Below are 21,132 nucleotides of genomic sequence, written 5' to 3' on the forward strand. Positions count from 1 at the left end.
AAAGTTGTAGGTACCGAATGATTAGGCACTTACTTAAAAAATAAAACAACGTAAAAGGATACTTTTAATTCTAATTACTTTTATTACAGATAGCTTCATACAACTGTGTTTTCTTTATCCACAGATGACTTATGTCAATCAATAGGAAACTGTTAGGTGAGTACTGGAAAATAGGGGAGTATTTTTCTATTGATGAATAACTATTTGTTGGAATATTATGAAGAGATTGATCCCAGTAATTTTGAAACTGAAAATATCATCATAGGGGAATTGATTTAACAAGAATAGAAACTAAAGCAGAAATTAATGAAAGAAAGACGAATCAATAAGTTTTGAATTGGAGACCGATATGCATTGCTATGGAGTAACAAAATATGATCCTAAAAATCGAAATTCTATGGGCCGCTATACAAAAGACGAGTGGATTTCCGTTAGTGATATTGGAAATACCTATGATGGTAAGGAATTAACATTATCGGATTACTTGCTGGTTGAAGATAAATACTCTGATGCAGTAGAAAGTATCATGACTGAAACGAAAATAGCTGCGCTAAAAATTAAGGAGTTTGAAAAGCGCGATTTTTCAAGTATACATGATGGAAATTCTAATAAGCTTAGAAAAATGTATGATTCCCTTGAAGAGGGAATGACGATCAAAAAGGATGACATTTCATTAGTCATAAAGTTGATTTTGCGAGAAACTGTTTGGGCGAAGCTAGTGAGTCCTGAGTTGGAAATCCATTTTGGATACGATTATTACATGTATGCTTGCTGCAAGTATCCCCTCAAAACAGTAGTCGATCAAACAAATGAAAGCGGATTATTTACTGAACCTATAAGGTCGCCGTATTTGTAATTTAATGGGCAGGTGGTCACTAGTGCTAAAAAAAGAAATATTTATAGCTAGGCGGGTGATTCTACTATTGTAAATATGAAAGCTTTCGACAATAGGATTAGGTAAAAGGAGCATCATATGGATATAGAAGAAATTGAAGGTGAAATACTCAAAATTAATGATTACTTGGAAAAATGTCTTTGGATGGATTTTGAGTTTGCAAAAATGAATGCTGGAAATATCGTCGTTGCTGGTAGAATCGATACTTCATACAATGATTTCGCGGGTAATATTGATTTTGGAATGCCCTTTTACATCTCCAGTTTATTGACTTGGCAATTAGATGATTCGAAGCCGTTTATAGAGCTTGTGACGGGAATTGAAAGAAAGATTATTGTCGTTAAAAATCAAGTCGAAGTAGGGAATCATATTTTTAAAATCAATGCCGAGGATTTTGAGACCGCACCGATAATCATTGCGAGTCTCGGTCTGAAATGTGAAATAGTAGATGAAAAGCCCTTCGATTGATTAAACGTTAGTAGTATTTAACTGATGATCAATAACTTTGGAGGAAAAGAATGAATATCGAGATCCTGCAAAAACAAATCGAAAAAACAGATTATTGGGATATGCCTATACTAGATATCCAAACTTTTTTTGTGATGAAGTCTATCTGTTCATCACAAAAAGTGTACTAGGGTTGGCCACCACTTGTTCAAAAATTGTCGTCTACCATTAATTTCTCCTTAAGAAAATAAAAAAGAAGCGGAATGAATCCGCTCCTTTGAACTACAGAATAATTAACCTATTTAGTTTTACTGAAATTTGAACCATTTATCACTACTTGAGAAATTGCGTCAGTTAAGACTTGAGAAAAGTTAATTCCTGCTCTTTGCCCCATATCTTCCGCCCACTGGGGAATAGTTAAAGACTTTCTGACCATTTTTTTATCCTTAAAATACTTCTCAACATCTACGCGAATTAGTGTCACGAATGATGGATCCTCGGTATCAATTTCATTAATTGGTGTTGGAGCGGGTAAAGGATCATTGTGCTCGATCATGTCTGCTAGTACCATTCCAAGTACCTCTTCGGCCATTGCTATTCCATACGCATTGTCATCTTCATTAATTCCAGTATAAGCGCCTTGCAAATCAGGAAAATCAATAAAATAGCCACCATTCTCTTCTTTATGAAAAATCGCAGGATATGCCCTCGCTAAGGGTCCATTAAACATCATCGATCATCCTTTCGTAAATTGAATACAGGACTACTTTAGCCCCGCATCCTTTAAAATTCTTTGCTCAAGTCCTCTTCCAAGATCTTGGTTAGCACGAACAAGAACCGTAATCCTAACGCCATCTTTGTACAGATGATGATGCGAACCTTCTTGTCGCCGCTTTACCCAGCCGTTCTTTTTCAATAACTTAAGCATTTCTTTTCCCGCAAGTGGCATGTGCACTATACCTCCTTATATTGATGATTATGCCATAAATGTATACGCATTGATACGTATCTCGAATAACTACTTCCTACAAATAAGAAAACTCCAATTACATAAAGGAATAACCAAACAAATCTATGAATAGTTGTTTAGTCCTTTCTGTATTGTCGTTTCATTGCATGATATCCTTTCTAATGTTAAAATAGTGGTTAATATTTAACGACAGGAGATGTATTGTATGTCTTATAAAGAAATTAAGAAGCATAAATACATGAGAGAAGATATAGAAAAGGAGTTTCATTCAAGATTTGATTCCTCTTCGGCAATGAAAACGGGTTTTTATATTTCTCCAATTGAAAATGGAATCAAGTTAAAATCCATGACTCGCGAGTTATGGGTGAATAGCATTCCTGAGATAACCTCTCTGGTCAATGACGTACAGAAGGCTTCACGAGCATTAGTAGAATATGAAATGAAATTATCAAAAAATCAATATAATGAGTTTATTGAGTCTCTTTTAATTGAAGAAATGCAGGCGACGAATGAGTATGAAGGTGTAAAAAGTACAAGACAAGAATTAAAAGAGGCTTTGGATTCATTGCATTCTGAAACATCCTCCCATCGCTTTAAAGGATTATCACTGCTCTATAGTCACGTCGGAAAAATGGATAAAAAAAGGATTTATACGCCAAAAGAAATAAGAGAGATTTACGATGAGCTAGTTTCAAATGAAATAGCGGATGAATCAAAAATAGAAAAAGGCAGTATGTTTAGAAAAGATAAGGTAACTGTCGGTGATCGCTTCTCAACAGTACATGTTGGAGAAGATTCGGAACGAATTGCTGATCAATTACAAGAAATGCTCAACTTTTTAAATACCGAAGATAGAGAGTTTTCTTCTATCATTAAAACACTCATTTCTCATTTCATGTTTGAGTATATCCATCCTTTTTATGATGGGAATGGAAGAGTTGGCCGATACATTCTAGCAAAATATCTAAGCTTTGAACTAGATGCTTTTTCCAGTTTACTGATGTCCAGCAGTGTAGTATCAAACAGACAAAAATATGAAAAATCATTTGTTACTACTACTGACAAAGATAATTTTGCGGAAGGGACTTTTTTTGTTCTTAATCTACTTGATTTGCTTCAGGAGGCCCAACAAAGAATCGATTACTTGTTAGAAGATAAAATCAAATTGACAAATAGAGCGAAAAATTTTGTTGAGCTGATCAATCTAAATGAATTTCAAAATGAGATATTTTGGATTTACTTCGATCACGGCATTTTTGGAAGTGAAAGCAAATCCTTAACCCGCAAAGATATCAGTAAGCATTTTACTGATGGGGATTGGTCAGAGCATAAACAAAGAAAAGCGGATACTTATCTAGAAGAAGAGGGAATGATCGAACGAATTGGTGAGAATCCTGCAAGGTATAGAATTAGTCCGTATTTTATTAACAGTCTAAAAAAGAGTGATGCTTTTTCAGATTGACTACTTTTCTATAGTGTTCAAAACGGTATTAGTGTGTAATAGCACTGATACCGTTTTTGTTTTTATGACAAATTAACTCTAAATTTTTTTCAACTTGGTATAATTCCTCCCTTTTGATTTGAGGCTATAGCGAATATTGCAAAACGTGCATAAGAAATCCGTGCTTTCACGTACCTTAGAATAGAAGAGCTTTGATAGCCCGCTTGGAGCCATGCTATAATGTATCCGAGAAAAACCTTTCAGTCAGGAGAATCCCGCTATCTGAGAGGTGGAAACGACATGCTAGGCTTAGAGTTCAAGACAATGACCTATCAAAGTAGCAAAAAGGAAAACGGACTTTTTTCATTGGAAGAGGAGGTGAAGAAACAATCATGAGTAGTGGACTTACTGATGAGGAGAGAAGAATGGTTGTACTCGTTGAAAGACACAGAATCATTAAGGATGCCTTATATAGGCTGGCTATGAAAGAAGGACAAGCTGACGGTCATTTGAAGGCACTAGGATATGAAACCGCTTTAGAATTATTGGAAGTTGGAGTTCCTTTAGAAAAAATTTCAAATATTTCTAGATTAACCATCGACGAGATCAAAGAAATACAAGAGAACCAAAGATAATTTTTGTTTACATCTAATTATTGAAGAGGAGACTGTACGATGACAATAATCGATAAAGCCAAGGTCGCTGACCAAGCGACGCTTATTAATGCATTGGAGGATGGCTTGGAAGAGGGTTTTACCGAACGAGATTATGAGATAACTATTCGTTTATTGACGTTAGGCATTTCGCCAGAAGATATTGCAAACGTTATTGAACTAAACGTCACTGAGGTTCTGAAATTGAAAAAGGAACGGGAAGAATTTATTTCTATTTTAGCCGATGTGAATGAAGATACGTTGGCTTGGTGGGGAGGACAAGGAAAGTCTCATGACATTTTCCATGCTGTCGAATCTACCGCCTACAATTATGGTTATGAATTGGGTTATACAGAATACTTGCGTGAGTCCGGTCCGGAGTTCCAGCAGAGATACCAAGAAGCTCTTCATGAATATGTCGATTATTCGTTGCAACTGGGTTGTACGGTGTATCAAATCCATAAGGCTACTGGTTTGAAAAACGAAGAAATAAAAAAATGAAGTCTGCATAGCTAAGACAAATCGGCAGCAACACCGCCGAAATGAATCAAATTTCTAGTAATGACTGGCTGGTTTCAGAAATTCAATAAAGCTACATTTAGCCAGGATTTTTTTACAAAAAAACAAAAGAACGCTGAAAATACTGTTCCTGGTATTTTCAGCGTTCTTTTTAACTATAATACGTCTTAATCTTTATATCCTGATCGTAATTTCCAAAGCCTTTACCAAATAAGGTACAGCCGCCAGCATTTTTAGCATCGTCTTTGACTTCTATGCGTAAGGTCCAAACTTCGCTTTGTGTTGGAATATCTTCAATGGTGATATTTGATAACGGTTCGCCATCCATATTAGTCAGATGGTTGCTGATTCGAATCGTTTTTAAAATACCGTACTGATTCAGGTTGTCTGGATACCAGTCAGGTGTCAGCTTTCCACGAATATCCGCAAAATCTCCAGGACTTGTCCACGTCCCAAGTTCAACGTCATTTAAGTAAAAGGTAATATCAGAAGGCCAGTTATTGTTGTGGAAAGGGAACTCAGAAGAAATTTCCATGGAAATCTCGATCATTTCCGCCTTTTCATCTTCATTTAAATAATTCGGTGTCTGGTATTCCACGAAACCTTCTGTAAACCAAAGAATCCGCGCATCCATCCGACGAGTATCCATAAAGTATCTTGGTTCGTCCACATTTCCGATAAATTCCTGCAGCGTTGCGAGCCCACAAGTAGGCTTGATGGAATAGTTGGTGTAATGCCCAACCGGTATGCAGGTTTCTTTAGTATCGAAGGCGTTGAAAATCTTCTTCGGAAAATGAATGTCAATTTCATCGACACGGAGGCTTGATATTTTTCTTTGAGCGACCCGTTCTGTTCGAATAATCTTGGCTTCCTCTAGCTTTTTAATATGCATCGTAACAATCGCGCTGCTCAAATGCAGCTTATCCGCAATTTCTTTCACGCTCAACTTGTCTTTTGAGAGCAATTTGATGATATCGATGCGGACTTTGCTTGAGAGCGCTTCAAAAATTGGCAAAGATTCGTAAGAGATATCTATTTGCATTAAGAGACGTCCTTTCATGTAACTATTATCTGTTTGTATATTAACATATTTGTTAATGAATGTAAAACTGATAGTTGAATAGTTCTGTTCATTAACAAAAACATTAACGAACATCTAGTGTTGTTTATCTAAATTAATAAAAATATTGTTGACAGCGGTTTCTTTAAATTGTATTATTTGCATAGAAGTTAAAAGCGCTTACTTAACGATGCACTATTTTATTTGGTTTTAAAGCTGAGTGTTTCTATCCATTCAGAAAAAAAAAGGAAAAGGAGAATCATAAATGAAACTGAAAAAATTTTTTATTGGGGCAGCTGCCGTTGCTTTGACGACCTCTTTGCTCGCTGGCTGTGGAAATAAGGGGAAGGCTGATGGCGATGGCGGCAGCGGCAGCGGCGATAAGACAACCCTAACGTTTTGGAATGGATTTACAGCATCTGACGGGGAGATTTTGAAGGGGATTGTCGATACCTTCAATAAGGAAAATGATAAGAATATTACGATTGAAATGGATGTTATGACATGGGCGAACTTAAATGAAAAGCTGCCTACTGCAATTTCTGCGAAAAAAGCACCTGACTTTATCGCGTTGAATTATGGTGATTTTGCTCAATATGTGAAGAATGGTGCTGTGCAAGATTTAGAGGATTTTTGGGAATACGATGGTGTTGATAAGAGTGACTTTGTGGACACTGCTGTTGATTTAGGAAAAGTAGATGACAAGCAATACTTCATTCCAATGCAGGTGCAAGGAATGTACATGTATTGGAACAAGGATTTGTTCAAGGCAGCAGGCCTAGATGAAAATCAGCCACCTCGCACTTGGGAACAGCTAACGGAAATGGCACCAAAATTGGCGGACTCGTCAAAAAATGTTCAAGGGTTCATTTTTAATAAGGATGGTACTTGGCCCTTATACAATTGGATGTTGGCAAATGGCGGTAAGTTGGTGAATGACGACTATACTAAGTCTGAGTTTAATTCACCAGAGAACTTGAAAACCTTGAAGGCTATTCAAAAAATGATTCACGATGACAAGGCGGGGCCTGAATCAATTTCAGGGGCTGAAATGGACAATGTGATGAATGCGGATCAATTAGCGATCGAGCTGAATGGTCCATGGTTGAATAATGGACTGAAGGCCAATGAAATCAACTATAGTGTGACTACGATTCCACAGGGTAGCGAAGATGGGAAGAAACAAGCTATTTTAGATGGTGTTGGCTATGCGATTCCTGCAAGTACTGATCCGGAGAAAAAAGAAGCGATTTATGAATTCTTGAAATATTGGAATTCGACAGAAATCGGGAAAAAATGGAGCATGGAAAATGGTTTCCCAGCATATCTAAACTCTGTGAATGACGACAAAGAAGTCAAAGAAGACCCAATCGTTTCTGAACTGTCTAAACAAATGGAGTTTGCTGAACCATTCCTACCTGGATTTGAAAAACTGCCGTCCATTAACAATGATATCATCAATCCGCTAATTGAACGTTTACTAGCTGGAGAAGATGCTGAAAAACTAATGAAGGAAGCAGATAAAAAAATCAACGAGTTGCTTGCTGAATAATTTAGTGGCAACTCAGACTTCAACATCGATAGCACTAAGCTTGTCGATGTTGAAGTTCAATGGTTCTTTTCTTGGCAACGCTGCGAAAAGAGCAAACGAATCAATTTAGGAGGAGACATAATGAACCAAGGGAAACGTGGACTGCTGACCTATTGGAACAAACCGAATCATGCAGCATATCTTTTCTTGCTACCATCCTTTTTAATTCTTTTATTGTTTACTGTTATCCCATTAATCGGGACCTTTGCTTTAAGCTTTACCAATATGAATATTTTCTTCACGAGTCAAGATTTTGTCGGCTTTGACAATTTCCTTCGTGTCTTTCAAGACCCACGGGCAGTCAACTCGTTTATCCACTCTCTGTACTTTACCTTATTGGAAACACCTGCCCAAATTATTGTCGGTTTAATCTTTGCAGTCGTTCTTTCAAGAAACACATTATTTAATCGTTTTTGTCGTTCGACCTTCTATATTCCTGTTATTTGTTCGTTGACATCGATTGCTATCATTTTTTCCATGCTTTTAGATCCGAACATTGGGGCGATCCCGTACATGTTCTCTCAGCTTGGGATGGAGACTCCGCAATTTTTCCGCGATCCGACATTGGCGATGCCAACGGTTGCTTTCATGACTGTGTGGAAAAACTTTGGGGTGACGATGACGATTCTCCTAACGGCGATTCAGGGGATTTCACCTTCCTTGTATGAGTCAGCAGAGATGGATGGGGCCACAAAGAATCAGCAGTTTTTCAACATTACGTTGCCGCAAATAGTGCCATCGTTAGGCTTTTGTATTCTGACCAACTTTATTGGATCAATGCAGGTCTTTGACCAAGTCTATGTAGCGACTGCCGGCGGACCGCAATTTAAGACGGAAACGGCTGTTCAGTACATCTATTCTCGAGGATTTACAGCCCCTTATGAGTTGGGATATGCCTCAGCATTATCAAGTGTTCTTTTTGTGATCATTGCTGTATTAGCGGTATCTATCAACCTGTATATGTCACGTAAAGAAAAACAAATGAGATAGGGGAGAAAAGACATGGAAGCTTCTACAGCGATCAAACCAGTTTCAAAAAAGAAGCAAAAGGCCAAGCAAATTGTGGGAAAACTGATTCTTTGTGTAGTGATTTTATTAGTTGCTTTTCCCTTTTTATGGCTTTTGATATCTTCATTTAAATATGAGAAAGACATTATTTCCTTTCCGCCAAAGATTTTCGCTGACCGCTATACTTTGGAAAACTATACCAAGGTGTGGACGACTATCCCATTAATGGATTACATCAAAAATACGGTGATCTTCGCAGGCGGTGTTGTGATCACTTCAGTATTCTTTGATTCGTTAGCCGGTTATGCCTTTGCCCGGATGCACTTTAAGGGAAAATCAGCGTTCTTTTATTTCGTCATGATCACCATGATGATTCCGTTCCAAGTATTCATGATTCCTCTTTATATGGAAGTTAATTTCTTGGGAATTATTGACAGCTATCCCGGGTTGATTATTCCGCGAATGACGACTGCTTTTGGTATTTTCATGATGCGCTCCTTCTTTATCACCTTGCCAAAGGATTTGGAGGAAGCGGCACGAATAGATGGGCTAAACGAATTTAATATCTTCTTGAAGATCATGCTGCCGTTAAGCAAGCCGACCATGCTGTCACTAGGAATCTTTACTTTGATGAACAGCTGGAACGACCTATTGTATCCATTGATTATGACAACCAGTTCAAAAATGCGCACATTACCAGCTGGACTTGCTTTGTTTACTGGACAGAATATTTCCTTCTATGGACCGGTAATGGCTGGGACCGTGATTTCGATGCTGCCGCTTTTGATTATTTACATGTTCGCCCAAAAATATTTTGTTCAAAGTACGGCTATGTCAGGAATGAAAGAATAGAAGGAAAAAGAGATGAAACTAGTAGAGACAAGAGTTTATTCATTTTTAATGCTCATTACGGACTACATTTTAATCGGGATTTTGTGGGTAGTCGGTTGCTTGCCGCTCGTGACTTTTGTCGCCTCCTGCAATGGAATTGTGTATACCATGCGTCAGTGGCACGGGCAAGGTTCAGGAGAGATTTTACGAAATTATTGGACCGGCTTCAAACGGCAACTGCCATTGTCGCTTTTGGTTAGTTTGCTGTTTCTCAGTCTGTATTTCGTCAGTGATTCAAATGTCCAGCAACTGCAAGGCGGATTATCAAACCAATGGTTAGCGGTAATCTATCTGCTATCTCTGATTGTTAGTATAAGCTTGCTGTTTCGGATCATTTGGCAGATGACAGGCGAGCGGCAATCATGGCAGTCTGTTTTACGATCCGCAGTCTTTAGTGTAGTGACCTATTTTTTATCCAATCTACTGGTCGTAGGAATCACACTTTTGTTTATTGGCTTGGTCTTTGTTTTTCCGCCGTTTATCTTTCTATTCGCGGGCGGCTATTGGAAGCTGATTCAATTAGGATTGGCGCAAAAATTTTAACATTGAGGTTTATAACATGAAAACAACACTTACAGTACGAAAAAAATTTACGATTGGTGAAATTAGCCCGCGCTTATTTGGTTCGTTCGTCGAGCACATGGGGAGTGTCGTTTATACCGGAATCTATGAACCGGGACACGCAACTGCTGATGAAAATGGCTTTCGCCAAGACGTGATGAAATTGATCAAAGAGTTGGATTTAGGCGTGATTCGTTATCCTGGAGGGAACTTTACCTCTGGATATGACTGGAAGGATACTATTGGACCGATTGAGAAACGCCCTCGCAAAATCGATATTGCTTGGCGGGCAATTGAGCCAAACACATTTGGTATCCATGAATTTATGAAGTGGGTGGAGCAGACAGGTGCCCAGCCGATATTTACGATCAATTTAGGAACTAAGGGGATCGATGATGCCCGAGATATTGTCGAGTATTGCAATTTTTCCGAAGGAACCTATTGGAGTGATCTGCGTCAACAAAATGGTGCTGCTGAACCATTTGGGATTAAACTTTGGTGTCTAGGCAACGAGTTAGATGGCCCTTGGCAGATTGGAACAAAGCAGCCTGAGGAATATGGACGACTGGCTAATGAAGCAGCTAAAGCGATGAAATGGGTAGATGACACCATCGAAACAGTCTTAGTCGGCAGCTCTACACCGCGTTTATCTAGTTATCCAGAATGGGATCGACTCGTGTTGGAGGCGGCCTATGAGAATGTGGACTACCTTGCTTTACACAATTACATTGATAAATACGATGAAGACGATTTGACGCGTCCACCGAAAACAGAGCGAGACGATACACCGACCTATCTTGCGAAATCGAAGCGGTTTGATCGTCAAATCGAAGAAATCGTCGCTACCTGCGATTACGTCAAAGCATTGAAGCGCAGTGATAAGACGATGTACTTAGCCTTTGATGAGTGGAACATCCATGCGCAGCCCGAGAAAGAGAACCAGCCTTTTGAAGTGGGCAGTCCCATTGATTGGTGTCAGTTTACGATGGAGGATACGCTCCTGTTTGGTTCATTGGGATTAGCTATCTTACGCCATGCGGATCGAGTGAAGATTGGGTGTCAATCGCTGCTAGTCAATACCATCCCTTTGATTTTGACCGATGCAGGCGGTGATTGCTGGGTGAATCCAACCTATTATGTGATGGAGCAGCTCTCAAATTATGCCAAAGGGGAAGTTCTGCAAACACAATTTTCAGGACCAACGTACGATGTGGATAAGATGAAGCAGGTGGAATACGTAGATACTTGCTTAGTGAACAATGAAGAAGAATTGGTATTATTTTTGGTCAATCGTTCTGAAGAAGAACAGCTTGTGGAAGTCGATCATGATTTTGATCAGAAGCTTTCACTGATCGAACACCGCTATATTGGCGGGTATGGGTTACAGGATAAAAACAGTCGTGACAATCAAAAACATATTCAACCGCAAACATTAGCGGATTGCGTCACATTAGATGATGGAAAAATAGCAGCGAAGATTCCTGGTTATTCATGGAATATGCTTCGAATGAAGAAATAAGGTAGGGGTAGAGATGAAGATGGAGGGACACTATAAAAATCCAATTGTATTGCAGCGAGCCGATCCTTGGGTATATAAGCATACAGATGGCTATTACTATTTTACTGGCTCGGTTCCAGGCTATCAGGAAATTGAGGTTCGTCGGGCAAAAACCTTGAATGAATTAGCAACCGCTGAAAGACACAATGTCTGGCATGCCCATGAGACCGGACCATTGAGTCGCTTGATTTGGGCACCGGAAATTCATTTTATCAGAGGCAAATGGTATATCTATTTTGCAGCCAGCGATGACGAAGAAGTCCGTGATGAGCGTCATCACCATCGTATGTTCGTCATAGAAAATAGCAGTCCGAACCCTCTAGAAGGAGAGTGGGTAGAAAAAGGGCAAATCAAGACCCAGCAGGAGAGCTTTAGTTTAGATGGTACAGTTTTCACTCATCGTAATGAGCTATATTATGTCTGGGCGCAGTTGGGCCCTGCGATTCCGGGAAATTCCAATTTGTATTTGTCGAAAATGGAAAACCCCTGGACATTGACAGGCAAAGAGTTATTACTGTCGATTCCAGAGTACGACTGGGAACAAGTGGGCTTTAAAGTCAATGAAGGCCCGGCTGCAATTCAACGCAATGGCAAAGTATTTATTACCTATTCGGCAAGCGCCACTGACGAAAATTACTGTATGGGATTACTGTGGGCAGATGAGAATAGCGATTTGCTAGATGGCTACAGCTGGCAGAAAAATCCATTTCCTGTTTTTGAAACATCTGAAGAAAATCAGCTTTTTGGACCGGGTCATAATTCCTTTACGGTCTCAGAAGATGGCAGTCAAGATTTGATAATCTATCATGCGCGACCAGAAAAAAATCATTCTGGCGATCCTTTAGATAATCCTAATCGTCATGCCCATGTACAAGCTTTTTCATGGGATGAACAAGGCTTTCCTGTTTTTGGGATACCGGGAAACGTAGAAAATCCGAGAACTCAGTCAGAAAGGACAATCAAATGAAAATCTTAACAAATAAGAAAGGCCCTAAAATCAGCAAATACATTTACGGTCATTTTGCGGAACATTTGGGACGTTGTATCTATGAAGGAATTTATGTTGGAAAAGACTCTGACATACCGAACGTAAATGGTATGCGGACTGACGTGGTAGACGCGCTAAAGAATATTGATATTCCTGTACTACGCTGGCCTGGCGGATGCTTTGCGGATGAATACCATTGGAAAGATGGGATCGGTGCACCGGAAGACCGCAAAACAATCGTCAATACTCACTGGGGCGGTGTCACTGAGACGAATCATTTTGGAACCCACGAATTTTTTGAGTTGGTGCGGCAGCTGGAATGTGAAGCTTACGTAAATGGCAACGTGGGCAGCGGCACCGTTCAAGAAATGTCTGAATGGGTGGAATACATCACGATGGGCGGCACTTCTCCAATGGCGGATTGGCGCCGTGAAAATGGACAAGATGAGCCTTGGAAGATGGCGTTCTTCGGCGTCGGCAATGAAAACTGGGGCTGTGGCGGGAATATGCGTCCAGAATACTACGCAGACCTTTATCGGCGTTACCAAACCTATGTCCGCCAATATGGCGAAGACAAGATTTATAAAATCGCCGGTGGCGCCAACGTCGATGATTACAATTGGACAGAAGTATTAATGAAAAATGCGCATTCGATGATGGATGGGTTAAGCCTGCACTACTATGTTCATCCTCAAGGCTGGGAGAAAAAAGGCAGTGCCTTAGATTTTGATGAAGCCGAATGGTTCGTTACCTGTGAAAAAGCCGACCACATGGATGAACTAATCACCCGCCACAGTGCAATCATGGATCAATACGACCCAGAAAAATGTGTCGGCATTATTGTCGATGAGTGGGGAACTTGGTTCAACGTGGAGCCTGGTACCAATCCTGGTTTCTTGTACCAGCAAAATACGATTCGCGATGCCATGGTGGCAGCGATCACTTTAAATATTTTCCACAAGCATGCGGAGCGGGTTCAGATGGCGAATATTGCACAAACCGTCAACGTACTGCAGGCGATGATCTTAACAGAAGGCGACAAAATGGTGAAAACGCCTAGCTATCATGTCTTTGATTTGTACAAAGTCCATCAGGATGCGGAACGGATCGACAGCTACGGCAATGATTTACCTAAAACAATGACCCATACAATGTCGAAAGAGAACAATATTCTGAGCCTGTCTCTATGCAATTACGCCGTTACTGGTACCGAAGAAGTAACCTTTGAATTTGAAGCTGTGAAGAGCGCCAAGCATGCACGCTACATTGTGGGCGACAAAATGAATGCTTATAACGACTTTGACCATCCAGAGGATATCGTCATCAAAGAATTCAGTGACTTTACTTTGGACGACAATATCTTGAAAGTAACAGTACCGGCAATGAGCGTCATCACCTTGCAATTCGAGGTGTAGCAGATGGCTTGCATTGGCTGCGAAATCAAAGAAGAAGCCCAAAATATGGATATTCAAGCGTTGATTGAAGAGCAGCTGGCTTTAGAGCAGCACCTCGCCCCCGAGAAGCTTTTTCAGCAGCGGATACAGACCTGCGAGCAATGTCCGTTCCGTTCACTGCACACCTGTACCAAATGCGGCTGCTTCTACGAATTTCGCGCCCATCTTGTCAATAAGAAATGCCCAGCTGCACGTTGGGAAGAATAAGAGCAAATTTAAAGCAATCATAGAAATAACGAAAAGAGGAATTTAAAATGGTAAAAATGGCGTTGCAGCAGGTATATAAAAAGTATGACAATGCTGAAAATTACTCGGTAACTGATTTTAACCTTGATATCGCTGATCGTGAGTTTATTGTTTTTGTTGGTCCTTCGGGTTGTGGGAAATCGACTACGCTGCGAATGATCGCCGGTTTGGAGGATATTTCAGAGGGGGAGTTGATCATTGGTGATACCGTCATGAATGATGTTGCACCCAAAGATCGGGATATCGCGATGGTTTTCCAGAATTATGCGTTGTATCCCCACATGACTGTTTTTGATAACATGGCTTTTGGCTTGAAGCTGCGCAAATATGATAAAGCAGATATCAAGCAGCGGGTGGACTCGGCAGCTGAAATCCTTGGCTTGACGGAATACCTGGATCGCAAACCAGCCGCACTTTCTGGCGGACAACGTCAACGGGTTGCCTTAGGTCGAGCGATCGTTCGAGACGCGAAAGTATTCTTGATGGATGAACCGCTATCCAACTTGGATGCGAAGCTGCGGGTAGCCATGCGCGCGGAGATCGCCAAACTGCATCAACGGCTAGATACGACCACGATTTATGTCACCCATGACCAAACAGAAGCTATGACCATGGCCGATCGAATCGTGATTATGAAGGATGGCTTCATCCAACAAATCGGAACCCCGCAACAGGTCTATGACACGCCAATCAATGTATTTGTTGCTGGCTTCATTGGCTCGCCTGCGATGAACTTCTTCAAAGTCACACTAAATGACGGGATCATTTCGGATAATCACGGGTTGAAGCTCCGTATTCCTGAAGGCAAAAATAAAGTATTAGTGGAAAAAGGCTACAATGGAAAAGAAGTCATCTTTGGGATTCGTCCAGAGGACATTCACAGTGAACAGATCGCTCTGTCAACGTCGCCGGAAGCAACAGTTCGAGCAGAAGTCGTAGTCTCTGAACTGTTGGGAGCAGAATCCATGCTTTATACAAAAGTTGGTGATACGGAGTTTGTTTCTAAAGTAGATGCTCGTGATTTCCATAACCCAGGAGAAATGATGGAGCTGGCCTTTAACATTTCAAAAGCTCATTTCTTCGATAAGGAGTCAGAAGAAGTGATTAAACTTCCATAGTCCCTGAACAGAAGAGCTTAATAAATCCTTTTGTATAAAAAGTATGCAAAACAGTATTCTTTTGAGGCATTAACGAAAAAAAATCCACCTAAGCAAGCGGCTTAAGTGGATTTTTAATTTTAGCGAATTTATTTATATGTCCGTGAACACGGTTGTTCTCGCTATTTTCTAGCAATAAATATGAAGCGGTGTTCTTGATTGAAAATAAATCCCTTCAACGAAAGCTCTTCTTTTAGGTAGAGCAGTTGCTTGTAATGTGTCGCTACACTGAAATTGGGAAATTCCCAAGGGATTGTTTTGACGTAATAAATTAAGCCGTCTAAGTCGAAAAATTTTTGCTCAAAAAAAGCCTCAGCCTGGAATACTACCGAAAATCCCTGTTGACGCAATTCTGCCACCACAGAAGAAAGATGCAGATTGAAAGTGTCTTTTTTAAAATTCGGAATCAGCTTGGTGCTTAAGGGGAGACCGTTCAAATCGCCTACCTGCTGTGAGATAAAATAGCCGCCCTTTTTCAACACACGCCAAACCTCTGGAACCGAAAAAGCTTCATGGGAGTTCACAACCATGTCAAAGTGCCCATCAGGAAATGCCAAATTATCATTCTCCTCCACAAATTGCACATGTACCCCTTTAGGCTGTAATCGGTTTAACAGCAGCTGATAATTTGGTTCCCAGCCTTCTGTAACTGCCGTACGTTCATAGGGATGGTGAAAGCTCTCAAGCAGTTCACCGCCGCCAGTTCCCATATCCAGCAGCTGCATGGTGGGGTGTAGATGCTTTTTGACCAGCTCTTTATAACTCCAAGGTGTCTTTGCTTGTTCCATCTTTCCCTCTAAATAAGAAAAATCCCAGCCGCTAAATTTGTTTTGATTGTCTTCGCTGGCTAACCAATCCTTCATGTATGTTTTCTCCATTACTATAGCTCCTTCTCATTTTTTTCTGAGAACGATATAGCCGATCGATAGGAAAAATCCACCTCGATACAGTGCCTATCCAATCAGCTGTATCGAGGAGCTACCTCGTTTGTCTACCATACGAATCACCTTCTACAAAGTCTTAATACTAGTATAGCACGCGCAATAATGTAGATGGGAAAAGTCTGAAAGTTACGAGTTGGTTTTGATGGAATAGGTCTCTCTTCGACAAGGAATCAGAAGAAGTGATTAAGCTTCCATAGTGAAAAGCCCATTAATTAATACTTTTCTAAGAGCCAATCGATCACACTCAGCTTCTTTACACCATCGTAGTTCGCTTCTTTATCGAAGTCATCTAAGGTTAATAGATATTTTGGGTAGGAATCATTAATCGATTGTAATGGTCGCAGCTCCCGCTCTAAAACATTTCGATCAGTGGTATTCAAGGCTACCTGATAGTACTTCAGCTCTTGTTTGCTATTAATTGCCACAAAATCCACCTCATAAGTACCGATTTTTCCTACATATACTTCATATCCGCGTCTCTTTAATTCTAAGAAGACAATATTTTCCAAAACATGTCCGAAATCTTCAAGGTGATCACGCAAGGTTAATCTTCTCAAGCCTATATCGACAATGTAGTATTTTTCTTGAGTTTCGAGTAATTCTCTGCCATGGATATCAAAACGCTTGGCCTCGTACATAATTAAGCTATCAAGAATACCTCCGATGTATTTTTCCACCGTCTTATTGGCAATCTGGGCACCTTTGCTGACTAAGGTGTTTCTCAATTTGTTGATAGTGACCAAGCTTCCGATCGTGCTAAATAATGTTTCAATCAGTCGTTGAAGCACTCGAACATCTGAGATATTTAACCGTGCTACGATATCGTTCAAAACGACTGTATTATATACGCCATTTAAGTATTCCAGCGTCTCCTGATCAGAATCGGTAAAGAGGGTATAAGGCATCGCGCTTTTTAGATACTCGTTAAAATAATCGTTGTTGGTCTGTTTGTTTGGGTCATTTTGTAAATGCCATTCTAAGAATTCCGCAAAGGACAAGGGAAGCATCTGTAATTCCACATATCTGCCAGATAGCAAAGTAGCGATCTCCCCACTAAGATAATATGCATTAGAACCTGTGATATACAAATCAACATTCTCCTTAATAAATAAGGAGTCAACCACTCGTTCAAACTGGTGAACATGCTGAATCTCATCTAAGAATATATATACTTTTTCTTTGTTTTCAATTTTAGTGATCAGATAAGCGTACAGGGCATTTGCATCTCGTAACTCGTTGAACTGCATATCTTCAAAGTTAATATTCACAATATTTTCTGCTACTACGCCATCTGCTTCAAGATAGTGACGGTAAAGTGTGAAAAGCGTCGATTTTCCCGACCTGCGAACACCAGAGACTACTTTAATGATTGGTTTGTCACGGTGTCGTTTCAAGAAATCCAAGTACTCAACTCTCTGGACAAGCTTCTTCATGATGTTTGACCTCATTTCCAAACTTTTCTATAATTCTAATTTAGTTTGTATTTGAAGTCAAATTTATGAATATAACATCTAATATTTGGTTTCAAGGAAAGTAATTCTATTTGATCGAGTCGATCGTCAACTTCTTATCGACAAGTCAATAGAAGAAAAAACTGAATTACATTCTAAATAGCCAGTCGAACGAACTACTAGCAAGTAAGGTTCATTCGACTGGTTAATCAATTATCAAAAAATCCTAAGCAAGCAATGATTACTAACTTATTTGAAATCGACATGAACTAATTTACAGGATTCATCCCATAATTTTGCGGAAGCCGTTGTATCTAATGCCTGTTTTGCTGGTGTGATTCGTTTAGGGTATCCATATATTTCCATGAATCTGGTCGGTCCATAAAAAGTACCACTTTGAATCTCTGGGGACGTTGCTGCAAGTAAAGTAGCTCGGACTCCTTGACTAGGTGTTTGGAGCGTGTGATAAATCAATCGTGTATATAGACTTTTTCCAGGTCCATTATCTATTAAATCAGTTGCGACGCCACCAGGATGGACGCCGATACTGGAAATTCCCCAATTTGAAGCAACACTACGCTTATGAAGCTCTAAAGCAAACATTAAACAAGCTAATTTTGATTGCGAATAAGCGACATTTGGATCGTAATTTTTCTCTAGTTGCAAATCATCAAAATGAATTTCTCCAGAACGGTGAGCCATGCTGCTAACTGTTACGACACGAGCGTTTTGTGCTTTACGAAGAAGAGGGAGTAGGTGAGCAGTTAAGGCAAAATGACCTAAATAGTTCGTCCCTAATTGAAGCTCAAAGTTGTTCTTCGTTACTTTTCTCTCTGGGGTCGCCATAACACCTGCATTATTTATTAATATATCCACTTTATCAAACTTTGATTGAATAGCTTTCCCAAATTTTTCTATCGAGCCAAATCAGCAAGATCAAGCTTTTGAAATTCAATTTTGGCCTGCGGATAGTCGTTTTTGATCATTTGAACAGCATGTGCACCTTTACTAGGGTTGCGTCCAGCTATAATAACATTTGCGCCAGCGCCTGATAAAGAAATTGCGGCCTCAAATCCTAAACCACCAGTACCAGTGATGATAATGTTTTTACCAGTTTGAGATCCCATTTCATTTTTTGTCCATCTTTTATTATTATTTCGACTGTTGTTCATAATTAACCAGACCTTTCTTTCTCTTGGTGTTACGATTGCAACGTCTTTGTGTTTGCACTATACTATGCCTAACAAGACGTTTCAAGGGCAATACTACGAAACGTTACAGATAGGAGAAAACTGTAATGGCAAACAAACTGAATACCTATCGAAATGCACTCACAAAAGAAAGCATCTTCATCGCTCTGATGATTTTGATGAAGACAAAGGACTTTCATAAAATCTCAATTACTGAAGTAACCACAAAGGCAGGCGTTTCCAGAATGGCCTTTTATAGAAATTATGAGGTATTAGAAGATGTTATAACTGATTATCTGAATACGTTTTTTGAGAGTTATGAAGAGAAAATCGCTGATATTGGCTTAAACAACACTTATGATATCGTTTTGATGTTCTTCTCAAGTTTTAAAACGGAAAAGACACTTATGATGAACTTGATCGAATCGAATTTGTCTTATTTACTACTTGATAAGAGCAATATATTTTTAGAAGACATATGTAAAGAATTCGTATGCGACAAGTTTTATTCTCCTGAAAAAGAAAAATATACCATCAAATTTTTATGCGGCGGATTTTTTAATATGCTAGTCGAATGGGTCTTGGGAGATTTTAAAGAGGATGAGACCTACATGGCAGAGCTATTCTGCGAATATTGCAACTAATTTGGATGGAGAAGGTAAATCATTTGTTATTGGCGCAAAAGTCTTTGATATCTAACTCATTATATGAATACTAAAACACTCAAAACGATTGTGATGTGATGGAATACCGCAATCGTCTTGAGTGCTTTTCAAGTATCTAAATATCTCTCAAAAATCAATGAAACTTCCCAATCACCTCCTTAATATCCCCTCGAATTTTCCGCACTTGAATAACAAGTCTTCCTTGTTCGGTGACACTTTTTATCGCGAATCTCACAGCAGCCTTCGTTAAGCATTCTTTCGAGCAGCAGTGCACCACTTCTTTCCATTCTTTTCGATCGAAGTGAATATAACAGCTATTGAGAGTTGAACTGTGAGGGTGAAAAGTATAGGTATAATCACCCAACTCTTCGATGAACAGCTGCCTGCAGGAAGGACAGAGGCGCCATTTTCTGCCTTGGTAAATGCTTGGTACGATGTGCTTTTCTTTGATCCGCAGCAGTCGAATCGGGTAATGACTTTTCGTAGGTAAATAGTGATTTGAATAGGTTAGTTGCTCGATCGCTTGGCGTTCGTCAACTGTGTTGAACGTTGGGCTATCATATGTGTTGGTTCGACTCATTTTTCCCCCTCATTTCTAGTAATTATTCTCAAATTTTTTCGTTAAATTAATCCTTCATTCAATCTTCGCTGCATCACCTTCACACAATCAGAGGTGGGACTGATGATCCCATCTTGGAGTGTGCCCACTCTTTGCTGCAAAGCCAAACAAGTAATCGGGCCAAAGTTTCCGTCAGAAGGCACACCTAGTAAGCTTTGAAGTGCACGGATCATATTCGAGCCGCCGTACCCAAACTGAACAGAAGGGATTGCTTGATTCGCCGAGTTTCTGATTTGACCGCTGATGATCCCGTCTTTGATCGCGCAATTTAACACTTCCTGTAGTCGTCTGGTAGTAGCAGGTCCCCACGAACCATCGATCGCTAACATTCGTTGCTGCCCGACATTCTCGCTTGGACCTGCGACACTTGTGTTCTTCACTCGGAAATAGCGCACAGGTAAGCCGGAATAATCGCCCATCCAGCCAATCGCTTTGGTGATGGCGATGTTCTGACAGCCCATGGAATAGGTGCAATGTAGGGCATCACCGTTGATATTACCCAAGAAAAAGCCGGTGTGCCCAGATGACCCCAGCGATGCGCCTTCATGCCCTGCAATCCACAGACATCCCCGACGAACCTCTGAGCGGCTGATTTCTTCCAATAGCGTGCCATTCAATTTAAAAAGTGTTTCCGTATTTCCAATATAGGAATTCTGAGGTAGAAAACCTGCCGCGATCAACGCTCGAAAAACAAAACTAGAACAATCCATTGAACGAACTCCGAGTCGATTGGACATGGAATAGCAGACGTTCCCTCGTAAATTCAGCCCGTATTGCAGGGCATTTTCAGTAGTTGGCAATTGGTTCACCTTCTTTTTCAATTT

General features: G+C 40.0%; 24 protein-coding genes. 15 read left to right on the forward strand and 9 right to left on the reverse strand.

Annotated elements, in window-relative coordinates:
- The first annotated feature begins 349 nt into the window (after nt 1–349).
- The gene (locus tag AC4J95_RS16790) at nt 350–856 is read left to right on the forward strand and encodes a hypothetical protein (RefSeq protein WP_494550849.1); all 507 of its coding nucleotides are present in this window, start codon (nt 350–352) and stop codon (nt 854–856) included.
- Between the two features lie 117 nt (nt 857–973).
- Nucleotides 974–1,363 (forward strand): hypothetical protein, encoded by a 390-nt coding sequence (locus AC4J95_RS16795; protein WP_494550850.1) that lies wholly within the window; start codon nt 974–976, stop codon nt 1,361–1,363.
- A 277-nt stretch (nt 1,364–1,640) separates the two neighbouring features.
- Here AC4J95_RS16795 and AC4J95_RS16800 read toward each other — a convergent pair whose 3' ends face one another.
- Complete coding sequence (locus AC4J95_RS16800) at nt 1,641–2,072, reverse strand: type II toxin-antitoxin system HicB family antitoxin (protein ID WP_494550851.1); 432 nt, start codon at nt 2,070–2,072, stop codon at nt 1,641–1,643.
- A 33-nt stretch (nt 2,073–2,105) separates the two neighbouring features.
- Nucleotides 2,106–2,291, reverse strand: a complete 186-nt coding sequence (locus AC4J95_RS16805; protein ID WP_494550852.1) for a type II toxin-antitoxin system HicA family toxin — start codon at nt 2,289–2,291, stop codon at nt 2,106–2,108.
- A 226-nt stretch (nt 2,292–2,517) separates the two neighbouring features.
- On the opposite strand from AC4J95_RS16805, the gene AC4J95_RS16810 reads away from it, so the two are divergent.
- The 3 genes from AC4J95_RS16810 to AC4J95_RS16820 all read left to right on the forward strand — a co-directional run bounded on the left by AC4J95_RS16810 (nt 2,518) and on the right by AC4J95_RS16820 (nt 4,907).
- A complete protein-coding gene (locus tag AC4J95_RS16810) occupies nt 2,518–3,774 on the forward strand; it encodes a Fic family protein (protein ID WP_494550853.1) in 1,257 nt (418 codons plus the stop codon).
- 371 nt (nt 3,775–4,145) lie between these two features.
- The gene (locus AC4J95_RS16815) at nt 4,146–4,388 is read left to right on the forward strand and encodes a hypothetical protein (protein WP_494550854.1); all 243 of its coding nucleotides are present in this window, start codon (nt 4,146–4,148) and stop codon (nt 4,386–4,388) included.
- A 39-nt stretch (nt 4,389–4,427) separates the two neighbouring features.
- Nucleotides 4,428–4,907 (forward strand): hypothetical protein, encoded by a 480-nt coding sequence (locus AC4J95_RS16820; protein WP_494550855.1) that lies wholly within the window; start codon nt 4,428–4,430, stop codon nt 4,905–4,907.
- A gap of 169 nt (nt 4,908–5,076) precedes the next feature.
- Here the strand turns inward: AC4J95_RS16820 and AC4J95_RS16825 are convergent, their stop codons facing one another.
- Complete coding sequence (locus AC4J95_RS16825) at nt 5,077–5,967, reverse strand: ArsR/SmtB family transcription factor (protein ID WP_494550856.1); 891 nt, start codon at nt 5,965–5,967, stop codon at nt 5,077–5,079.
- Between the two features lie 283 nt (nt 5,968–6,250).
- Here AC4J95_RS16825 and AC4J95_RS16830 point away from each other — a divergent pair, with 283 nt between their 5' ends.
- The 9 genes from AC4J95_RS16830 (at nt 6,251) to AC4J95_RS16870 (ending at nt 15,400) form a co-directional block, all read left to right on the forward strand.
- Nucleotides 6,251–7,537, forward strand: coding sequence for an ABC transporter substrate-binding protein (locus AC4J95_RS16830; RefSeq protein ID WP_494550857.1), 1,287 nt, complete (start codon nt 6,251–6,253; stop codon nt 7,535–7,537).
- A 120-nt stretch (nt 7,538–7,657) separates the two neighbouring features.
- The gene (locus AC4J95_RS16835; protein ID WP_316405031.1) at nt 7,658–8,566 is read left to right on the forward strand and encodes a carbohydrate ABC transporter permease; all 909 of its coding nucleotides are present in this window, start codon (nt 7,658–7,660) and stop codon (nt 8,564–8,566) included.
- Between the two features lie 12 nt (nt 8,567–8,578).
- Nucleotides 8,579–9,436, forward strand: coding sequence for a carbohydrate ABC transporter permease (locus AC4J95_RS16840; protein ID WP_316405030.1), 858 nt, complete (start codon nt 8,579–8,581; stop codon nt 9,434–9,436).
- A 12-nt stretch (nt 9,437–9,448) separates the two neighbouring features.
- On the forward strand, nt 9,449–10,018 hold the full coding sequence (locus tag AC4J95_RS16845; protein ID WP_494550858.1) for a DUF624 domain-containing protein: 570 nt from the start codon (nt 9,449–9,451) through the stop codon (nt 10,016–10,018).
- A 16-nt stretch (nt 10,019–10,034) separates the two neighbouring features.
- Nucleotides 10,035–11,555 (forward strand): alpha-N-arabinofuranosidase, encoded by a 1,521-nt coding sequence (locus AC4J95_RS16850; protein WP_494550859.1) that lies wholly within the window; start codon nt 10,035–10,037, stop codon nt 11,553–11,555.
- Between the two features lie 19 nt (nt 11,556–11,574).
- Nucleotides 11,575–12,561 carry a glycoside hydrolase family 43 protein gene (locus AC4J95_RS16855; RefSeq protein WP_494550881.1) on the forward strand — a complete coding sequence of 329 codons (987 nt, stop codon included), beginning with the start codon at nt 11,575–11,577 and terminating at the stop codon, nt 12,559–12,561.
- The gene (locus AC4J95_RS16860; RefSeq protein WP_494550860.1) at nt 12,558–13,997 is read left to right on the forward strand and encodes an alpha-N-arabinofuranosidase; all 1,440 of its coding nucleotides are present in this window, start codon (nt 12,558–12,560) and stop codon (nt 13,995–13,997) included. Before AC4J95_RS16855 ends, AC4J95_RS16860 begins: the two co-directional genes overlap by 4 nt.
- A gap of 3 nt (nt 13,998–14,000) precedes the next feature.
- A complete protein-coding gene (locus AC4J95_RS16865; protein ID WP_494550861.1) occupies nt 14,001–14,243 on the forward strand; it encodes a DUF6171 family protein in 243 nt (80 codons plus the stop codon).
- Nucleotides 14,244–14,290: 47 nt separating this feature from the next.
- Nucleotides 14,291–15,400 carry an ABC transporter ATP-binding protein gene (locus AC4J95_RS16870; protein ID WP_316405025.1) on the forward strand — a complete coding sequence of 370 codons (1,110 nt, stop codon included), beginning with the start codon at nt 14,291–14,293 and terminating at the stop codon, nt 15,398–15,400.
- A gap of 161 nt (nt 15,401–15,561) precedes the next feature.
- Here AC4J95_RS16870 and AC4J95_RS16875 read toward each other — a convergent pair whose 3' ends face one another.
- The 4 genes from AC4J95_RS16875 to AC4J95_RS16890 all read right to left on the reverse strand — a co-directional run bounded on the left by AC4J95_RS16875 (nt 15,562) and on the right by AC4J95_RS16890 (nt 19,006).
- Nucleotides 15,562–16,317, reverse strand: coding sequence for a class I SAM-dependent methyltransferase (locus tag AC4J95_RS16875; RefSeq protein ID WP_494550862.1), 756 nt, complete (start codon nt 16,315–16,317; stop codon nt 15,562–15,564).
- Between the two features lie 278 nt (nt 16,318–16,595).
- On the reverse strand, nt 16,596–17,816 hold the full coding sequence (locus tag AC4J95_RS16880; RefSeq protein ID WP_494550863.1) for an ATP-binding protein: 1,221 nt from the start codon (nt 17,814–17,816) through the stop codon (nt 16,596–16,598).
- Nucleotides 17,817–18,083: 267 nt separating this feature from the next.
- The gene (locus AC4J95_RS16885) at nt 18,084–18,710 is read right to left on the reverse strand and encodes an SDR family NAD(P)-dependent oxidoreductase (protein WP_494550864.1); all 627 of its coding nucleotides are present in this window, start codon (nt 18,708–18,710) and stop codon (nt 18,084–18,086) included.
- 38 nt (nt 18,711–18,748) lie between these two features.
- Nucleotides 18,749–19,006, reverse strand: a complete 258-nt coding sequence (locus AC4J95_RS16890; RefSeq protein WP_494550865.1) for an SDR family NAD(P)-dependent oxidoreductase — start codon at nt 19,004–19,006, stop codon at nt 18,749–18,751.
- 125 nt (nt 19,007–19,131) lie between these two features.
- Here AC4J95_RS16890 and AC4J95_RS16895 point away from each other — a divergent pair, with 125 nt between their 5' ends.
- Nucleotides 19,132–19,668 (forward strand): TetR/AcrR family transcriptional regulator, encoded by a 537-nt coding sequence (locus AC4J95_RS16895; protein WP_494550866.1) that lies wholly within the window; start codon nt 19,132–19,134, stop codon nt 19,666–19,668.
- A gap of 154 nt (nt 19,669–19,822) precedes the next feature.
- On the opposite strand, the gene AC4J95_RS16900 is transcribed toward AC4J95_RS16895, so the two are convergent.
- Together AC4J95_RS16900 and AC4J95_RS16905 are read right to left on the reverse strand one after the other, a co-directional pair.
- The gene (locus AC4J95_RS16900) at nt 19,823–20,269 is read right to left on the reverse strand and encodes a hypothetical protein (RefSeq protein ID WP_494550867.1); all 447 of its coding nucleotides are present in this window, start codon (nt 20,267–20,269) and stop codon (nt 19,823–19,825) included.
- Nucleotides 20,270–20,310: 41 nt separating this feature from the next.
- Entirely contained in the window at nt 20,311–21,117 is an 807-nt protein-coding gene (locus tag AC4J95_RS16905; RefSeq protein WP_494550882.1) for a peptidoglycan amidohydrolase family protein, read from the reverse strand.
- Between the last annotated feature and the right edge of the window lie 15 nt (nt 21,118–21,132).

The sequence above is a fragment of the Enterococcus sp. GPZ-007 genome (genome assembly GCF_059374735.1).